Origin of the sequence: Rhodococcus sp. NPDC019647, from assembly GCF_044389235.1 — a bacterium.
GTDB lineage: Bacteria > Actinomycetota > Actinomycetes > Mycobacteriales > Mycobacteriaceae > Rhodococcus_F > Rhodococcus_F oxybenzonivorans.
The window spans coordinates 1-15,615 of record NZ_JBIRXS010000058.1 but is presented as its reverse complement, the minus strand read 5'-3'; the positions used below and the strand labels follow the sequence as shown (position 1 = coordinate 15,615).

At 62.6% G+C, this 15,615-nt stretch carries 12 protein-coding genes; 7 read left to right on the top strand and 5 right to left on the bottom strand.

The genetic code is table 11. The features are described from left to right. Nucleotides 1-70: 70 nt before the first annotated feature. Nucleotides 71-1,129 carry a serine hydrolase domain-containing protein gene (locus ACH49N_RS38520; RefSeq protein ID WP_358278668.1) on the bottom strand — a complete coding sequence of 353 codons (1,059 nt, stop codon included), beginning with the start codon at nt 1,127-1,129 and terminating at the stop codon, nt 71-73. A 1,097-nt stretch (nt 1,130-2,226) separates the two neighbouring features. On the opposite strand from ACH49N_RS38520, the gene ACH49N_RS38515 reads away from it, so the two are divergent. The 7 genes from ACH49N_RS38515 (at nt 2,227) to ACH49N_RS38485 (ending at nt 10,889) form a co-directional block, all read left to right on the top strand. Next, nucleotides 2,227-3,630 (top strand): MFS transporter, encoded by a 1,404-nt coding sequence (locus ACH49N_RS38515; RefSeq protein WP_358278666.1) that lies wholly within the window; start codon nt 2,227-2,229, stop codon nt 3,628-3,630. Nucleotides 3,631-4,225: 595 nt separating this feature from the next. Beyond that, complete coding sequence (locus tag ACH49N_RS38510; RefSeq protein ID WP_358278664.1) at nt 4,226-5,050, top strand: enoyl-CoA hydratase/isomerase family protein; 825 nt, start codon at nt 4,226-4,228, stop codon at nt 5,048-5,050. Nucleotides 5,051-5,114: 64 nt separating this feature from the next. After that, nucleotides 5,115-5,906 (top strand): MBL fold metallo-hydrolase, encoded by a 792-nt coding sequence (locus ACH49N_RS38505; protein WP_358278662.1) that lies wholly within the window; start codon nt 5,115-5,117, stop codon nt 5,904-5,906. A gap of 46 nt (nt 5,907-5,952) precedes the next feature. Further along, complete coding sequence (locus tag ACH49N_RS38500; RefSeq protein WP_358278660.1) at nt 5,953-7,530, top strand: AMP-binding protein; 1,578 nt, start codon at nt 5,953-5,955, stop codon at nt 7,528-7,530. Between the two features lie 3 nt (nt 7,531-7,533). Next, nucleotides 7,534-8,178 (top strand): PaaI family thioesterase, encoded by a 645-nt coding sequence (locus ACH49N_RS38495; RefSeq protein WP_358278658.1) that lies wholly within the window; start codon nt 7,534-7,536, stop codon nt 8,176-8,178. A 128-nt stretch (nt 8,179-8,306) separates the two neighbouring features. Next, nucleotides 8,307-9,161 carry an SDR family NAD(P)-dependent oxidoreductase gene (locus tag ACH49N_RS38490; RefSeq protein ID WP_358278656.1) on the top strand — a complete coding sequence of 285 codons (855 nt, stop codon included), beginning with the start codon at nt 8,307-8,309 and terminating at the stop codon, nt 9,159-9,161. A gap of 303 nt (nt 9,162-9,464) precedes the next feature. Next, nucleotides 9,465-10,889 (top strand): IS1380 family transposase, encoded by a 1,425-nt coding sequence (locus tag ACH49N_RS38485; RefSeq protein WP_358278654.1) that lies wholly within the window; start codon nt 9,465-9,467, stop codon nt 10,887-10,889. Between the two features lie 294 nt (nt 10,890-11,183). Here the strand turns inward: ACH49N_RS38485 and ACH49N_RS38480 are convergent, their stop codons facing one another. The 4 genes from ACH49N_RS38480 to ACH49N_RS38465 form a co-directional block, all read right to left on the bottom strand. Then, a complete protein-coding gene (locus tag ACH49N_RS38480) occupies nt 11,184-12,017 on the bottom strand; it encodes an SDR family oxidoreductase (RefSeq protein ID WP_358278652.1) in 834 nt (277 codons plus the stop codon). Nucleotides 12,018-12,228: 211 nt separating this feature from the next. Beyond that, nucleotides 12,229-12,546, bottom strand: coding sequence for a putative quinol monooxygenase (locus ACH49N_RS38475; protein WP_358278650.1), 318 nt, complete (start codon nt 12,544-12,546; stop codon nt 12,229-12,231). A gap of 88 nt (nt 12,547-12,634) precedes the next feature. Then, on the bottom strand, nt 12,635-13,408 hold the full coding sequence (locus ACH49N_RS38470; RefSeq protein ID WP_358278648.1) for an SDR family oxidoreductase: 774 nt from the start codon (nt 13,406-13,408) through the stop codon (nt 12,635-12,637). A gap of 110 nt (nt 13,409-13,518) precedes the next feature. Further along, on the bottom strand, nt 13,519-14,499 hold the full coding sequence (locus ACH49N_RS38465; protein ID WP_358278646.1) for an aldo/keto reductase: 981 nt from the start codon (nt 14,497-14,499) through the stop codon (nt 13,519-13,521). Nucleotides 14,500-15,615 lie beyond the last annotated feature (1,116 nt).

The following is a 15,615-nucleotide window of genomic DNA, read 5'->3' as shown; positions in this document are numbered from 1 at the left end:
GCTGGAAATTGTCATTGTCGGGTTGATCCGTATCTCGCCCTGCAGGCGGGATTGCTGTGAACCGTTGGACTCAACTCAGCCTGACACGCAGGGGGTCGATCCAATAGTGCGTGTTGCACACACCTGCCCACGTCAGTGAGCCCACGCTGCGCATGCCGGGTACGGCAGCCTCCATCCGCACGAAGCCGGCGGTGTGGGTCTTGCGGTACCCGGGGAAGAGTTCGACGTCGACGGCGATGTCCTGGGCGAGAGACTTCATGACCGGAAGGCTCATGTCACCGATCTGGTTGACGAACATCGGCTCGATAGCCTCAGGACTGATGACGCGATGCCCGTCGAGCTCACCGCGGTTCAGGACCGTTCGCAGGAATCGGATGTAGTCAGGGGCGGTCCCGTAAAGTGCTGAGCCCATCCCGTAGATCTCCGGCTGCGACGGGGCAGAGAGTTCCATCGGAGTGAATCGCTCGTCCGGTCCCCGGAGGACCACATCGGCCAGATTCTCGCTTCGAGCGTCTGCTTCGAAGGCGGTGTCCAGCATGCCCAGTGGCGCGAAGATCTCTTCGTGACAGAACCTGTCGATCGTCCGCCCGTCGAGTTGCTGGACTATCCGGCCGGCCCAGTCGAGCCCGATGCCGTAAGCCCACTCGTCCCCGGGGTCGAACATCAGCGGGTAGTTCATGGACTCGATCGTGCCGGCGAAGATGTGAGGCGTGCCCATTGTTGTCTGGTACTCGAGCATCTTGGTGTTGTACTCGCCGTAGACAACGCCTGAGGTGTGGGTCAGGAGGTGCCGGAGAGTGACAGGGCGTCGGGGTGCCCGGTAAACCGGACCGTCGGGCCCCATTGATTCGAGGACGAGCAACTTATTGAACTCGGGGAGGACATCCACGACCGCAGTGTCCAGCGTCGCCTTCCCTCGATCGATCATCATCATTGCCGCCAGACTGCCGACGGCCTTGCTCATGGAGAACAGTCGGAAATAGGTTTCGAGGCCGGCGGGCTTCGATGCGTTGGCCTGGCCCGCGCTGCCTTCCCACAGGACTTCCTCGCTGTTGGCGACCATCGCGACTGCGAAGGGTAGATCCTGTCGGTCGACCGCATCCAAGATGATCTGGTCAAGCTCAGACATGTGTCACTACTCCTAAGGTGTTTCAGCTCTCGAATTGAAGGCTCTTCAGGCTGCCGAGCGCTTCTGCTCGGGCGTCCCGGAGCGGCGGTGCGACCGGTGCAATGTCTGGGCTCGACTGGGCGAGCGGAGCCGACGGTGCCGTCGTTACGTTGCGGGACAGAGGCATTCAGTGTTCTTCGCAGGGTATGGAGTGCACCGAGCGGTTCGACTTCTGGTCGAAGCGATTGCGACCTCGTTGACCTGTCCGGGCGTCGATCGGACGGGCGGGACAGGCGGCACTGTGACTGGCATCTCATAGGCGGAGTCGGAATGGAACGATATTCTGTACGGCTATACGGTATTGCGAAGGCCTGCGCTTCGTCAAGGGGTACCTTCGGGCCGTTGCGGACAGCTGTCTGCACCGATTCCGGTTCGTAGCGCCGTGACACGCGATCGCCGCCTGAAGCGCTGGCGCAGCTGATCGTGCGCACCGACGTTGGCGACTGGGCTGGCGACGGGTTCGCGAAGTTGCCACCATGACAGTCTGGTCGATCGTGGCCGACGAAAGCGCAGCGCGCCGCGGCGTCTCGGTGGCCGGATCGCTTCTCGCGGCCCCAACGGGCATCCGCCTCGGTCTCCGCCAAGGCCCTTGACCCCCGCACGCAGTCGTTATACCGTACATCCATTCGAAATACGGAATGCCGTCAAAGGGAAGGCGCGTGGCCGCGAGTGTCGTTCGAGAGGCACTCGCGTGGCCGATACGCCCCTCACCACTGATGCCCAGGCCGACCAGAGACCTCACCACTCGAAGGACGCGGACCCTCGCGTTCAACACTCGTAGCTAAGAACTCATCCCCGTCGCCGGCAGCCTGACCCAGGCGAAGCTCTCGGGAAACTGTCGTCCATCGGTCCAGTTGGCAGGGGTCGCATCTTAACCCGGCGTCTTCGAGGACGGCTACGCGCAATGTACAGAGGCATGTTGGGTATCTACTGATGTAGCGGCGCGTTCCTGCATTTCGCAAATTCCCTGGACCGGCGTCAATTCCAGTGCTTGCCGGGAATCTTCGATGCATATGGAACCTTGGTGCGGGCCTCGAGTCGGCGTTCTTCAGGCTTGGATGAGACAGGAGCAACTCATGACATCTTCTTCACCTTCGGAACAGGATTCGCCGCCGACATCGACGACCGGTGGGCGCCCGCCGTTCCGGCGCATGGAAATTCGTGCTGCCGTGAGCGGTACGTTGGGTTCGGCCCTGGAGTATTTCGATTTCGCTCTGTATGGGGCGCTTGCCGCCACAGTTTTCCCGGCACTCTTCTTCAAGGATCTCGGCCCAACTGGGGGACTGCTTGCGTCGTTTGCCACCTTTGGTGTTGGCTTCGTGGCTCGACCGCTCGGTGCCGTCTTCTTCGGTCACCTTGGCGATAAGATTGGTCGCAGGCCCGTTCTCTTCCTCACGCTGATGTTGATGGGGGGAGGGTCGATTTTGATCGGCGCCCTGCCCACCGGCAAGGGCATCGGCATCGCGGTGGTACTGGTAGCGCTACGTTTCCTTCAGGGCTTCTCGCTCGGGGGCGAGGCCATCGGGAATCAGCTGATGACCATGGAGCATGGTGACAAGAGTCGACGCGGGCTCCTGGGTTCGTTCATCGTGATGGGCGCCCCGATCAGCCAGGTCATGGCTAATCTCTCCCTCGTCGTACTGACCGCAGTCCTTTCCGACGATCAATTCCAGGCGTGGGGATGGCGACTTCCGTTCTTCGGGAGCATCCTGGTCGTGGCGGTCGCAGTCTTCATTCGTGTCAAGCTCGAGGAGACCCCGGCCTTTGTCGCGAACCGAGAACTCGAGCCGCAAGTCGAACAGTCGCGCGCCCAGGGTCTGCGAGTGCTCGTGACGCATCCGCGCAAAGTCATTCTGCTGACACTCGGCTGGGGTGGTCCTGCGCTCGCCTTCTACCTCGTGGTGGTGTACGGCCTCAATTACCTGACAAAGGAGATCGGCCTGTCCAAGGATGTGACCTTCTTGATCCTCATGGTAGGCAACGGCATATCGGCACTTGGTTGCATCGCGGGCGGTGTGCTTGCCGATCGGATCGGCCGCAAGGCGATCATGATGGGCGGAATCGGTGGGACGTTCGTGGGTGTTGCGCTGTTCTTCACTGTTGCGGGGTCGGGTGTTCTGGTTGCGGGGCTCATCGTGGCGTTTCTGCTGAGCTCTGTTCAGTTCCTCAGTGGTGCACAACCGGCGCTGTTTGCGGAGCAATTCCCGACCGAGAGCCGATTCTCCGGCGCCGCTTTGTCCTACAACTTTGCCAATCTGCTCTTTTCTGCACCGGCCCCGTTCATTGCGACGGTGTTGGCGGCATCCGGGGGAACAAACCTCGTCATGCTGTTCACGCTTGCGGTGCTGGTCGTCTCGGCGATTGCAGTATCCAGACTGCAGGAAGGTCGCCACCTGGACCTCGAGGAGTTCACCGAGCTAGAACTGCCCAGGGTGAAGACAAAGCCACGCGCCCAGGTCTAAGGGGATGGTCGGTGGACGCGTCGACTGGTGGCTGCTCACCCTCAGGATGGGGAGTGTCCACGAGCCGACGACATGGGTTCGTGGCTCTGCGGGGATTCGCGGCCCAGCCATCTCCGGGCACTAGCTCCAATCCTCTGTATCGCACGTCGTTCGGCAAGCTCGGACACCGGTGTCGGGTGAGGTTCGTGTCGTGATCACAGCTCTTTCGGGTGGGGTGCTTCAGGTCTCTGGGTGCTGACCGGCAAGTGTCGGGTCGTGGAGCCTGGCATGAAGATGTTCTGTCGGACGTTGTTTGGATCCGGACGTTGTTTGGATCGACGCTCTCGACGCCGGCATGTCTAGATTCAGGTTGGAAGAGGGTCTTGACCGCCGTGCATATTCGCTATAACGTACGGATATTCGTAATAGGGAACATTTGCGAGTGGAACCGTTGCGCAAGCTGGATCCGCGACGGTCCCCGAGGCTCCAGCGAGAGTTGAAGTTCTTCCAGCCGAAGGACGCGACGCACAAAGACTGTCTGCCGCCGGCCAGCAGCAGATGGGCGAAGGCGGCGCTCTTCATTCCTTCCGCCAAGGTCAACCAGAGCGGTGGGATTATGGCCATAGCCCCGAGGCCGCCACCGGACAGTTCAAATCCATCCGTGTTCGCCGCAGGCACAAAAGCCGATTCGGAGACGGGTCGAATCGCTTACGAAAGGCAGCAGAGCCGCATGATGGACTCAGGCGTCGAGATCGCTGAGCACGATTCGGTTGCGTGGGTGACCTTCAAGCGCGCAGAGAAACGGAATGCGATCACCGCGGAAATGTGGGATTCCATCCACGTGGCACTGACCGCACTTGGCCAGAGAGAAGACATCAGAGCCTTGGCCATTCAGGGCTCTGGAGGCACATTTTCTGCGGGCGCGGATCTTCGTTCGATCCGGAATCGTGACGGGAGTCTGTCGGAGGAGTATCACGAGTGGGCCTTTCGAGCCTTGGCCGCGGTCCGAAAGTTCCCGCGTCCCACCGTCGCGGTTATTGACGGCCCCTGCATCGGTGCCGGCTGTAGTGTCGCGCTCGCGTGTGACGTTCGATTCGCCTCTTCGTCAGCAACTTTCGCCGTGCCGAGTGCCAGTCTCGGCATCGTGTACGAAGAGTGGTCGACTGTCCGCCTGGTCGACCTCATAGGATCCGGTCGCACCAATCGCTTCCTGCTGTCCGGCATGCGCGTGTCTGCACGTGAGGCCGAGGATTGGGGCCTGATCGAGCGGTGCACTGACGACCTGGCGACGGACAGCGAGACGTACCTCCGGGCTCTCTGTGCCGGTGACCCTGCCGCAATCGCCGAAACCCGGAGGATCATTCGGCGATTGGCGGGCCCGACCGAACAACAGCCCATTGCAATCCCCGAGACGAACACTGACCCGGTGCCAACGGCTTGAACACGCACACAGTCGGGGAGCGGGGACCGCGAAGGCACCCAGCTCAGACAGAGAAGAGAAACTGATGAAGATCGGAGCCATTGAGATCGCGCCCGTGGTCGACGGCACGGGACACGAGCCCCGCACCGAGGTGGTCGGTCGCGAGGTCGAAGTCGAATGGGATTGCCCCGCTCATCCGACCGACAAGCACGGTCGGCTCCAGCTCGACTTTGGTGGCCACCTCATTCGCACGGCAGGACGTACCTTGCTGGTCGACGCAGGTATAGGTACCGCCACTAGCGAGCACCGGTCTGGAGGGCAACTGCCGGACAGCTTGCGCCGTCTCGGGGTCGAACTCGACGAGATCACCGATGTCGTGTTCACCCACCTGCACTACGACCACGTGGGGTGGGCGACCCAGCAGGGAAAGGTGATGTTCCCCAACGCGACCTACCGTGTGCACGAAGATGATTGGGAGCACTTCGTGACCAGTCCGTCAGCGGTGCCCGGTGCCATTCGGAAACTCTCGCCCTTGGCACCCCAGCTCGAGACTTTCGACGCCGAGACCGAGATTGCCCCCGGAGTAATCGCACGTCCCGCTCCCGGCCACACTCCGGGGTCCACTGTCTTCGTCGTCGCTGACGGTGGTGAACGAGCCCTATTGCTCGGAGACGTTGTTCATTCAGTTGCCGAGATGACGGATCCGGAGTGGCACGGGCTCTACGACCTGGATCCGGATGCCGCACGCGTCGTCAGAGATCGGGTGGTGAACGAAGCCGCCGACGCCGGCGATGCCATCGCCGCGGGCCACTTCCCCGGGTTGAGGTTCGGTCGCCTTGTGACGTCCCAGGGACGTCGAACCTTCACCTACCTCTGATCCTCTCACGATCTCCCAATCCCGTTTCGTTCGGAAAGGAGCGCACATGCACGGACGCACGTTCGGCAATGTTCTCGACTCGCTCGCTTCGCGCTTTCCGCTGGAGCCGGCGCTCGTCGACGGTGACCTGCGGCTGAACTACTCCGACGTGGTCGGCGAGTTCCGTGCAATCGGACAGGCGCTGCGCGACCTTGGTCTGCGGCCCGGCGACAGTATCGGCATCGCAATGAAGGACACGGCAGACCTCGTACTCGCCATGTACGGCAGCATGTGGGCGGGCATCACCACGGTGCCGCTCAACATGAAGCTCGCCGTCGCGGACCACCGATACATGCTCACCGACGCCGGCGTCACCACTTTGCTTTACCACGGAGCCACAGCCGAGCACGTTCGGCAGGTCGTCGATGGGCTCTCGCTCGACCACGTACTCACCGTAGGCACCTCACAAAGCGACGCGCCTGCACTCGACCTCTCGCAGTATCCGCGGGACGCAGCGGCGCCACAGGACGTCGACCCTGCAGCCCCCGTGTGGATTCAATACACCGGCGGCACGACCGGCATGCCGAAGGGTGTAGTCCACTCCCACAACACAGCGCTCACCACACTGCTCAGTTGTGCCCTCGAGTTCGATTTCGCGCCTGGCGAGCGCCACGCCCACGTCTGTCCTTTGACCCACAGTGGGGTGGCGGCGATGCTACCTGTCTGGTTGAGAGGCGGATGCAACTATTTGCTGCGTGGCTTCGATGCCGAGCGTCTGCTTCGGACGGTTGCACAGGAACGAATCACCAGCACCATCCTCGTTCCGACGATGTTGGGAGTGCTCCTTGACAGCCCGCTCCTCGGCGTGACGGACATCTCGAGCCTTCGTACCATCGTGTATGGCGCTTCGCCGATCACTCCGGGTACCTTGAGCCGGGCACTCAGCGCGTTCGGTCCGATCCTCATTCAGTCGTACGGACAGACCGAGGTTTTCGCGCAAATCAGCGTGCTGGGCAAGGCGGATCATGCTGCGGCCATTGACAACTCTGCTCTCCTGACGGCAGCCGGGCGGTCCGTGGCCGTAGCGGAGGTGAGGATTGGCGACGAGGACTGCATGGAAGTGCCGGTCGGCGAACTCGGTGAGATCCTCGTCCGCGGCCCGCACTCCTTCCTCGGATACCTAAACAAGCCCGAGGAGACCGAAGCCGCGATGCGAAGTGGGTGGCTGCACACAGGAGATTTGGGACGCCGGGACGCCGCCGGCTACCTACACATTACGGGCCGGAAGAAGGACGTGATCATTTCGGGGGGCTTCAATGTCTACCCGCGTGAGGTCGAAGACGTGCTCGACACGCACCCCTTGGTCAAGGAGTGCTGTGTGGTCGGCCTGCCGGACGAGAAGTGGGGCGAGAAGGTCACCGCAGTGTTGGTCGTCGACGGGGATGTTAAGCGCACAGCGCTGACGGACGAGGTGATCGCGCTGGTAAAAGGCAAGAAAGGGTCGGTTAACGCCCCCAAGTCGGTTGTCTTCGTCGACGCCATTCCGCTCACATCGGTCGGGAAGCACGATAAGAAAATGCTCGTAGAGCGGTTGAGCGGGGCAGTGGAAGTTAATAGCGTCCCAGTCATGTCGGACGGAAGGTAGGACATGTCCAACGAGAGCAGAAACTCGAACCATCGCGACGTCGGGAGCGACACGTCGCTGCAGCACGCGGATCGCGGCATCAGGGACATCACGGCGACCGGTCGGGTGGCCAGGCTCGAGGGGTTGGCGGCGCAGCTTGCCGCCCCGGCCACGGCGGGTACCGACTGGTCAGAGATTGATAAGCATCTTTCGGAGTTGGAGCGACTGACTTCGCTCGGGATCCGCGACGGCAGTGTCGGTAACGAGACGGCGGCTACCGAGAGCCAGCAACGCTTCGTTCCTGCGTATGAGGTCGACTTCATGGACGAGGATCGAGTACGTGGTCGCTGCACCTTCGGCCCGTTCTATATGGGTAACGGGGAAGAGTCGAAGCAATTGGGTTCGGTCCACGGTGGTGCGATCGCGCTGCTGTTCGACGAAGTATTGGGGTGGATCTCGTTGCGAGGTGGCAAGGTGCGGACCCGCACTGCGTACCTCAAGGTCAACTTCCGTTCGATGGCTAAGGTGTCCACCGAACTCGCGTTTGCGGGATGGACAGACCGAATCGAAGGCCGGAAGCAGTTCATTTTCGGCGAACTCAAGGATGGCCCCACCGTCGTCGCCGAAATCGACGCACTGTTCGTCACACCGAAGGAGTGGCACACGTAGCGCACCGCGTACGCGGCGAAACCGCACACGCTGACCAACCCGTCGGGTCGCCGAGCGTGTGTTCGTACTGGACACGCGCTGCCCGAGATGACTCCGCTGTGGGGCGGGTACGCACTATCGAGGAGGCAATGAAATCCATGTCGGGCCGGCTCAATGGAAAAGTGGCACTGATCACCGGCGGCGCATCCGGTTTAGGTCTGGCAGCCTGCCACCTGTTCGTCGAGGAGGGCGCTCATGTTCTCGTCGCAGACATTCAGGAGGAGCCCGGTCGCGCCCTGGAGCAACAGTTCGGCGACCGAGTGTCGTTCAGTGCCTGCGACGTGCGTGAGGAATCGGACATCGAGAGGTCGGTGGCACAGGCCGTCCGTCACTTCGGTGGTCTTGACATCGCTTACCACAGTGCGGGGGCTGTTGGTGACACGGGCACGGTCGAGACGGTTTCGGTGGGGGGCTGGGACCAGACGCACTCGCTGCTGGTTCGGAGCGCCATGCTGGTCGTCAAACACTCGGTTGCGCCAATGAAGGAGCGCGGGGGAGGTTCGATCATCCTGACATCGTCCACCGCGGCAACCGCTCTGGGAGGGTCCGGTCATTACGCCTACTCCGTCGCAAAGGCAGCTGTGCTGAGTCTCGGAGAGTTCACGGCACTCAAGCTGGCCGACCACCTCATACGCGTCAACACGATCGTGCCCGGGTCGATCCCCACCCCGATTTGGGGTGGCCTCCTCGAAGGAGGGGCGCCGCTCGACGCTTCTGTTCTGGACGTCGACGCATTCGTAGGTATGCAGCCACTTCCACGGTCCGGACGGTCTCGGGACGTGGCAGAAGCTGCCCTCTTCCTAGCTTCCGAGGCCTCTGCCTTCGTCACAGGAGCCTCGTTGCCCGTCGACGGGGGTCAAAGCCTCTTCCGTCCCGAGGCCGGGTCCGGAGGCAACCCCGCCCAAACCATTGCCCGGGCCGGCGGAGGCTCGTCCCTCAGGTGACGGTCCAAGTGGGACGCCAATTCCGACCCGCCCGCACGTCTCCCCGTGCGCCACTCGATCGCAGACTGGGAGACGTAAGGGAGTAAGGTGAGTTGCTGCGCAGAACTACTGAGCATTGTGAAGGTCGTGTGGTGACTCATGCGCCCGCCGTCGCACGCCGCCAGATCTGGCAGGCCCATTAAGCCTGGATGCACCGATTGGTATGAGCGCCTGAGAGTGTCATAAAGGCGAAATGCCCTGTCGTAGTGGAAGAATAAGACTTCTCTAGGGTCAGATTCAGCCACACAGAAGGGCATCTCGCGGATGCAACTATCTCACACCCGACCCGTCGCCGCGGCCAGGTTCGACGACCCGAATCTCGTGTCGACCGCGGGTCTGGTCCCGGTGATGGCATTGGCGCAGGCCAGCGGCCTGCTCACCCTCGCCGACCAGCACCTGAGCGTGCCGACCGACAAGGGCGCCCACGCCGGCCGCAAGATCGGGTCCCTGGTCGCTGGGATGGTCGGAGGCGCCGACAGCATCGCCGACCTGGCGATCCTGCGGCACGGGGCGATGGGGACGGTCTTCGACCGCCCCTGTGCACCGTCGACGCTGGGATCGTTTCTCCGCCAGTTCACCTTCGGGCACGTCCGCCAACTCGACGCCGTCGCCTCGCGATTCCTGTGCGCTCTCGCCGAGAAGGCCCCGGTGGTGGCCGGCATCGACACCGGGCGGGTGCTGGTCGATATCGACGACACGATCATCGAGGTCCACGGGCACGGCAAGGAAGGCTCCGGATACGGCTACTCCGGCGTGCGCGGGCTCAACGCATTGATCACCACGGTCACCACCGACACCTGCGCGCCGGTGATCGTCGGCCAGCGGCTGCGCCGCGGGGCGGTCGGATCGCCGCGCGGGGCAGCACGGATGGTCACCGACACCCTGGCCACCGTCGACCGGCTTCGGACACAGGCGATCGGGGCGAGCCGCGACGGCGCGCCTAAGGTCCTGGTCCGAGGCGATTCCGCGTTCTACGGGCATCCCACCATCGGTGCCGCGATCCGCGCCGGCGCGGATGTCTCGGTCACCGTGCGGCTGACGAAAACCATCAAACGAGCGATCGAATCGATCGACGACACGTGGACACCGATCGAATACACGAACGCGATCTACGACGCGGACACCGACACCTGGATCTCGCGTGCGGAGGTCGCCGAGATACCGTTCACCGCGTTCGCCTCCCAGCCCAAAGCCCACCACATTGCGGGGCGGCTGGTCGTGCGGCGTATCCCTGACCTTCGCCCGACGAAAGACCAAGCCCAGGGCGCGTTGTTCGACATCTGGCGGTTCCACGCCTTCTTCACCACCACCGACCCCGACGAGGTCGATACCGTCGCCGCCGACAAACTCCACCGTCAGCACGCCATCATCGAGCAAGTACATGCGGACCTGAAGAACTCCGCGCTCGCGCATCTACCCTCGAGCCGGTTCACCGCGAACGCCGCCTGGCTCGTCTGCGCGGTGATGGCGTTCAATCTCACCCGCGCCGCTGGCACCCTCACCGGCGATCGGCAGCTGACGAAAGCGACCACCGGCACCATCCGGCGCACCCTCGTCTCGGTCCCCGCACGCATCGCCTCCTCCGCCCGACGCCTGACGCTGCACCTACCAACACACTGGCCCTGGGAAAGAGCATGGATAACGCTGTTTGAGAACGCGTTCGGTCGCTCCGACCCGATCATCGTCTAACACCCGCGATACCTGCCCAGCCTCGACGCGAAAGAGCCAGTGGAACAACCCGACACGACAGGTCGGACGATCACCCACGCCCGTAACCTGCTCGTTGCCGCACAATGAAACTCAGCACGGACGCATCAGTCGATCGGTGAATTCAGGTTAAATAGAATGGAGCCCCTCACCGACATCGGATGAGGGGCTCCATTGTATTCGCTGCCTCTGGAGCTGCGGCCCGAGGTGCCGTGGGTCCGGTTCTGCTACTTCGAGTCGGCAGGTTGGGTGAGGGCCAGCGATGGTCGTGGTCGGTCAGTGGATGGTGACGCCACTGTCGACGGAGAAGATCTGGCCCGTGACGGCGCGAGACTCGTCCGAAGCCAGGTAGACGGCCATGTTTGCGATGTCGGCAGGCTCGACGGGGCCAAGGAGGTGCCTATCGACAAGCGCCTTCACGGCCGGACTTGAATCGATATTGCCCCGCACACGATCGGTTAAGGTGACACCAGGAGCGATCGCGTTCACGCGGATCGAATGCTCCGCGTAGCCAGCCGCCAAGGATCTGGTCAAGGCCGTTACACCGCCTTTTGCCGCGGTGTAGCAATCGCGGTCGGGGATTGCCATCAACGCTGCCATGGAGGTCATGTTGATGATGGACCCGCCACCGGCCCGGATCAGCTCCGGGATGCCGTGCTTGCACGCAAGGAAGGTGCCGAACAGATCCAACCTGATCACTCGCCAGAATTCGTCCTCGGGCGCTTCCGTGATGCGGCCGTCCTGTGCGCCCGAGCCTCCGGCGATATTGCACAGCACGTTGAGGGAGCCGAAGAACTCACGCGTCTGCGTGATCGCCTCTCGCACATCGTCGCTCGACCCTGCATCGCAGTGGAGGGCGATTGCGCGTCCGTCCTCGACTGCAGCGCCGATCGCGTCCCGTGCGGCGTCGACGTTGATGTCAAGTGCGGCGACGCGCGCACCCTCCGTCAGGAATTGGTTACAGACCGCCCGACCGATGCCTCCGCCAGCACCCGTCACGAGAGCGATCTTGCCTGCGAGCCTCGTCATCGTACCTTCCACAATCGTCAATAAACCTGCAAGGGTTGGCAGTTCGGGCAGGAGTAGGCAGCGTGCAGCGCGGCCGGCCAAGCCGCGTGCTGCCGTACCACTCCGAAGAGGTGTCGGGGCCGCTCAGGATCAGTGATCAAAATGGTGAACATCCGTACGGTAACATGAATAGTCTTACTCGCCTACGGGTTTTTGGTACCCCGAATCGCTCCAGTCGTATCCATATCACTTCGAATTTTGCCGGATTACGTTGGCCAGTGTCAGTAATCGGCAACGGTGTGGTCCATCGCGGCTAGTTCGCGTCGCTGACCCGGTTGCTTGTCGTGACCTTCAGGGGTGCCTCGAGCAGCGGGAGCAACTGCTCGACGATCCTCGTCACGTTCGGATGCTCAGCGTGTTCGGCGATGGCTTCGGCCGACGCCCAGCCATCAACAATGTAGAAGGTGTCGGGCTCGTCGGATTGCTGATAAAGGTCGTAATAAAGGCATCCAGCCTCCTCCCGGGCCGGGCCCACGAGGTCCAGTAGGAGCTCTTCGACCTTTTCCCGGTGGGGCGATTTGCTACGTACCTCGCAAATGATGTGCCGCTCTTCTGACTTGGCAGTTTTCATGGTGTTCCTTCTTTCCAGCCGCTTACGTGGACCTCGCCTCGGCGCGCGCCTCTTTCGGTGCAGACCTTGGTGCCGCGGCTCGGGATGGTTAGTTTTTGCCGGCGTATACGCGTGTCATGCCGCCGTCGACCACTAGGTCGACGCCTGCGATGTAGCGGCTGGCGTCCGATGCCAGAAAGACGAGGGCGTCGCCGATGTCTTCGGCCGTCCCCACTCGTCCCGCTGGAATCTCCTGTGAGACGCGCTCGACGTAGGCGGCGATGTCCTCGTCGCTCAGCTTCTGTTCGTGGCTGTAGCCTTCGGTAGGCACCACCCCGGGGCTGATGGAGTTGACTCGAATCCCACGGTCTTTGAGATCGGTCGTCCAGCTTCGGGCAAGGGAGCGTACTGCTGCTTTCGTCGACGCGTAGACGGCAAATCCGGGCAGCCCCATGTCTGCGGTGATCGACGCGTTGAGGACGATGGATGCGCCGTCTCGCAGGGTTCCCAGCATGCTTTGTACCGTGAGAATGACGCCCTTGATATTCGTGCTGAGTTCGCTGTCGATCTGCTCTTCGGTCAGCTCTTCGATGGGTGTTGCGTGGCCGCCGCCGGCGTTGGCGAAGAGAATGTCGAGGCGGCCGTGTGCGGCCTTGATGGCGTGGGCAACACGTAGCATGTCGCTCTTGCTGGTGACGTCGGCCTGGATCGCATTGGCGGCGGCGCCGAGCTTTTCGGCGGCAGCGTCGAGGACGTCCTTTCGCCGACCGGTGATGTAGACCGTGGCTCCCTCTTCGATCAGGCGCTTGGCGGCGCCGAAGCCGAGGCCGGTTGTGCCGCCGGTGACCAAGGCGATACGTCCCTCGAATGCTTGCGTGTCCATGAACGTTCTTCCTAACGGGGAGGGCTTCCTTTCCTGACGAAGCGTTCTGCGCGGCGCTTCGTCAGGAAAGCGGTTGTGCATTGCGTGCCGGTCTCGCTCCAGCCGACGTCTTACCGGTTGACGGTCTTTTGCTGCTGCGCCGTGTACCGCGCACCCTGGATCTGGACCTGGGCAACGGCGGCTTCGATACGCTGAAGGTCGTCGGGCGTCAGTTCCACGTTGTCGGCGCCGATGTTCTCTTCGAGACGGTGCAGCTTGGTCGTGCCCGGAATTGGTGCGATCCAGGGCTTTTGCGCGAGCAGCCAGGCGAGGGCGATCTGGGCCCGGGTTGCCTGCTTGGTGTCGGCGATGGCACCCAGCAGTTCGATCAGCGCAAGGTTTGCTTGTCGTGCTTCTTCTTCGAAACGCGGCAGGACGTTGCGGATGTCGTTGTCCTTGAACTTCGTGTCCTCGCTGATCGCGCCCGTCAGGAAGCCCTTGCCGAGCGGGCTGAACGGTACGAAGCCGATGCCGAGTTCTTCCAGCGTCGGCAGGATGGTCTGCTCGGGCTCACGCCACCACAAGGAGTATTCGCTCTGCAGGGCCGTTACCGGCTGAATCGCGTGGGCCCTGCGGATGATGTCGGCACCTGCCTCGGAGAGGCCGAAGTGCTTGACCTTGCCTTCCTGGACGAGATCCCGGACGGTGCCCGCGACGTCTTCGATCGGCACGTTCGGGTCCACCCGGTGCTGGTAGAACAAATCGAGGTGGTCGGTCTGCAGACGCTGGAGCGACTGCTCGGCCACAAGACGGATCCGTTCGGGCCGGCTGTCCAGTCCGGCGGTGGCGTTACCATCCTTGAATCCGAACTTTGTGGCGATGACGACCTGGTCGCGAACCGGGGCGAGTGCCTCGCCCACCAGCTTCTCGTTCGCTTCCCCGTAGGCCTCGGCGCTGTCGAAGAGCGTTACGCCGCGCTCCGCGGCCGCCCGGATCAACTTGATAGCCTCGTCGGTATCGGCCGCAGGGCCATAGCCGAAGGTCATCCCCATGCAGCCGAGTCCGATCGACGATACTTCGAGGCCGCTGCTCCCCAGTTCACGCTTCTTCATGTCAGTCTCCTCTTCGATTCCGCCAGCCAATGGTTGGCCAGCGGTTGTCCCTGCGCGCGGCCGAAATCGCGGGGCGATCATCGTGCGTTTGCAGGTCATGTCCCGTTCCGCGCATCGCGCAGCTCCTGCAGCGGAGCCACTGGCTATGCAACCGGGAACGACGATGATGTGGGAGTCTCTGCTGTGAGGGGTAATGCCAGGGACACCCAACTGCATCGAGGCAGGCCAGGGTGCAGATCGCACTCCAGCGACTCGCGCGGTTCAGTGATCCTAGTGGCGCGAGAGTTATGCGAGACGCTGAATCGAACTTTGGCTGGGCGCTCGTCCTTATGGGACGTCGGGGAATGGAATCGTATCGATCTCCGCGTAGATGTCGCCGCCTAGGCCTGGTCGGCATCCGCGGACGGACAGGGCTGTCGGTTGGTCGGAGGCGGTTGGGGCGAAATGCGCGCGGATGTCCGCATGGGTTCGCCGGTCGGAACTACATTCCCGGTCGATGGTCTCCCGGAAGCCATCGCAGATCACGCGCCAGGTCTAGGCGGATCCCCGGCTGGTGCGGCCGATCCGCCCTCCGTCGGTGGAAACAGTTCGGTGCCGTGACGATGCAGCTTGCGGCGAAACTCGGTGGGCGGCTGTGGCAGGGGCGGTCGCTACTCCGCTGGCGCTTGACCGCGTGATCAGAAGAACTACTGCCAGGTACTTCGTTCGCGCCTGCGGCGATGCTTTGAGGGCGGTGTGCAGCGCCCCGCATCATGCTCGGGTCGAGATCGCGATTTCCCAACGCTGGTGTCGCTTGTGGTCCACTGGGCAGTCCGTTTTGTGGTGACACCTAATCGCACCATTGACGTTTCAATTTGCTTGAGCTGCCACGGTATCGAATTTCCCAGATCGCCCACGCAAGCGCGAATGGATACCTGCGCGGGCAGGCGTGTCGCTTCCCCTTGACCCGGCTTGAGCTTTCAGGATATCGTACAGTCGTTCGTGATAATGAACAAGGTTGGGGTGGTGTACCGCACCGTCCGAAGTAGAAAGTGGTGCAGATGCTGGGCGAAACGAACGAGACCTTCTTCGCGGAACAGTCGGATGCGACGGACTTGCCGGAGTCGGCGGATGTGG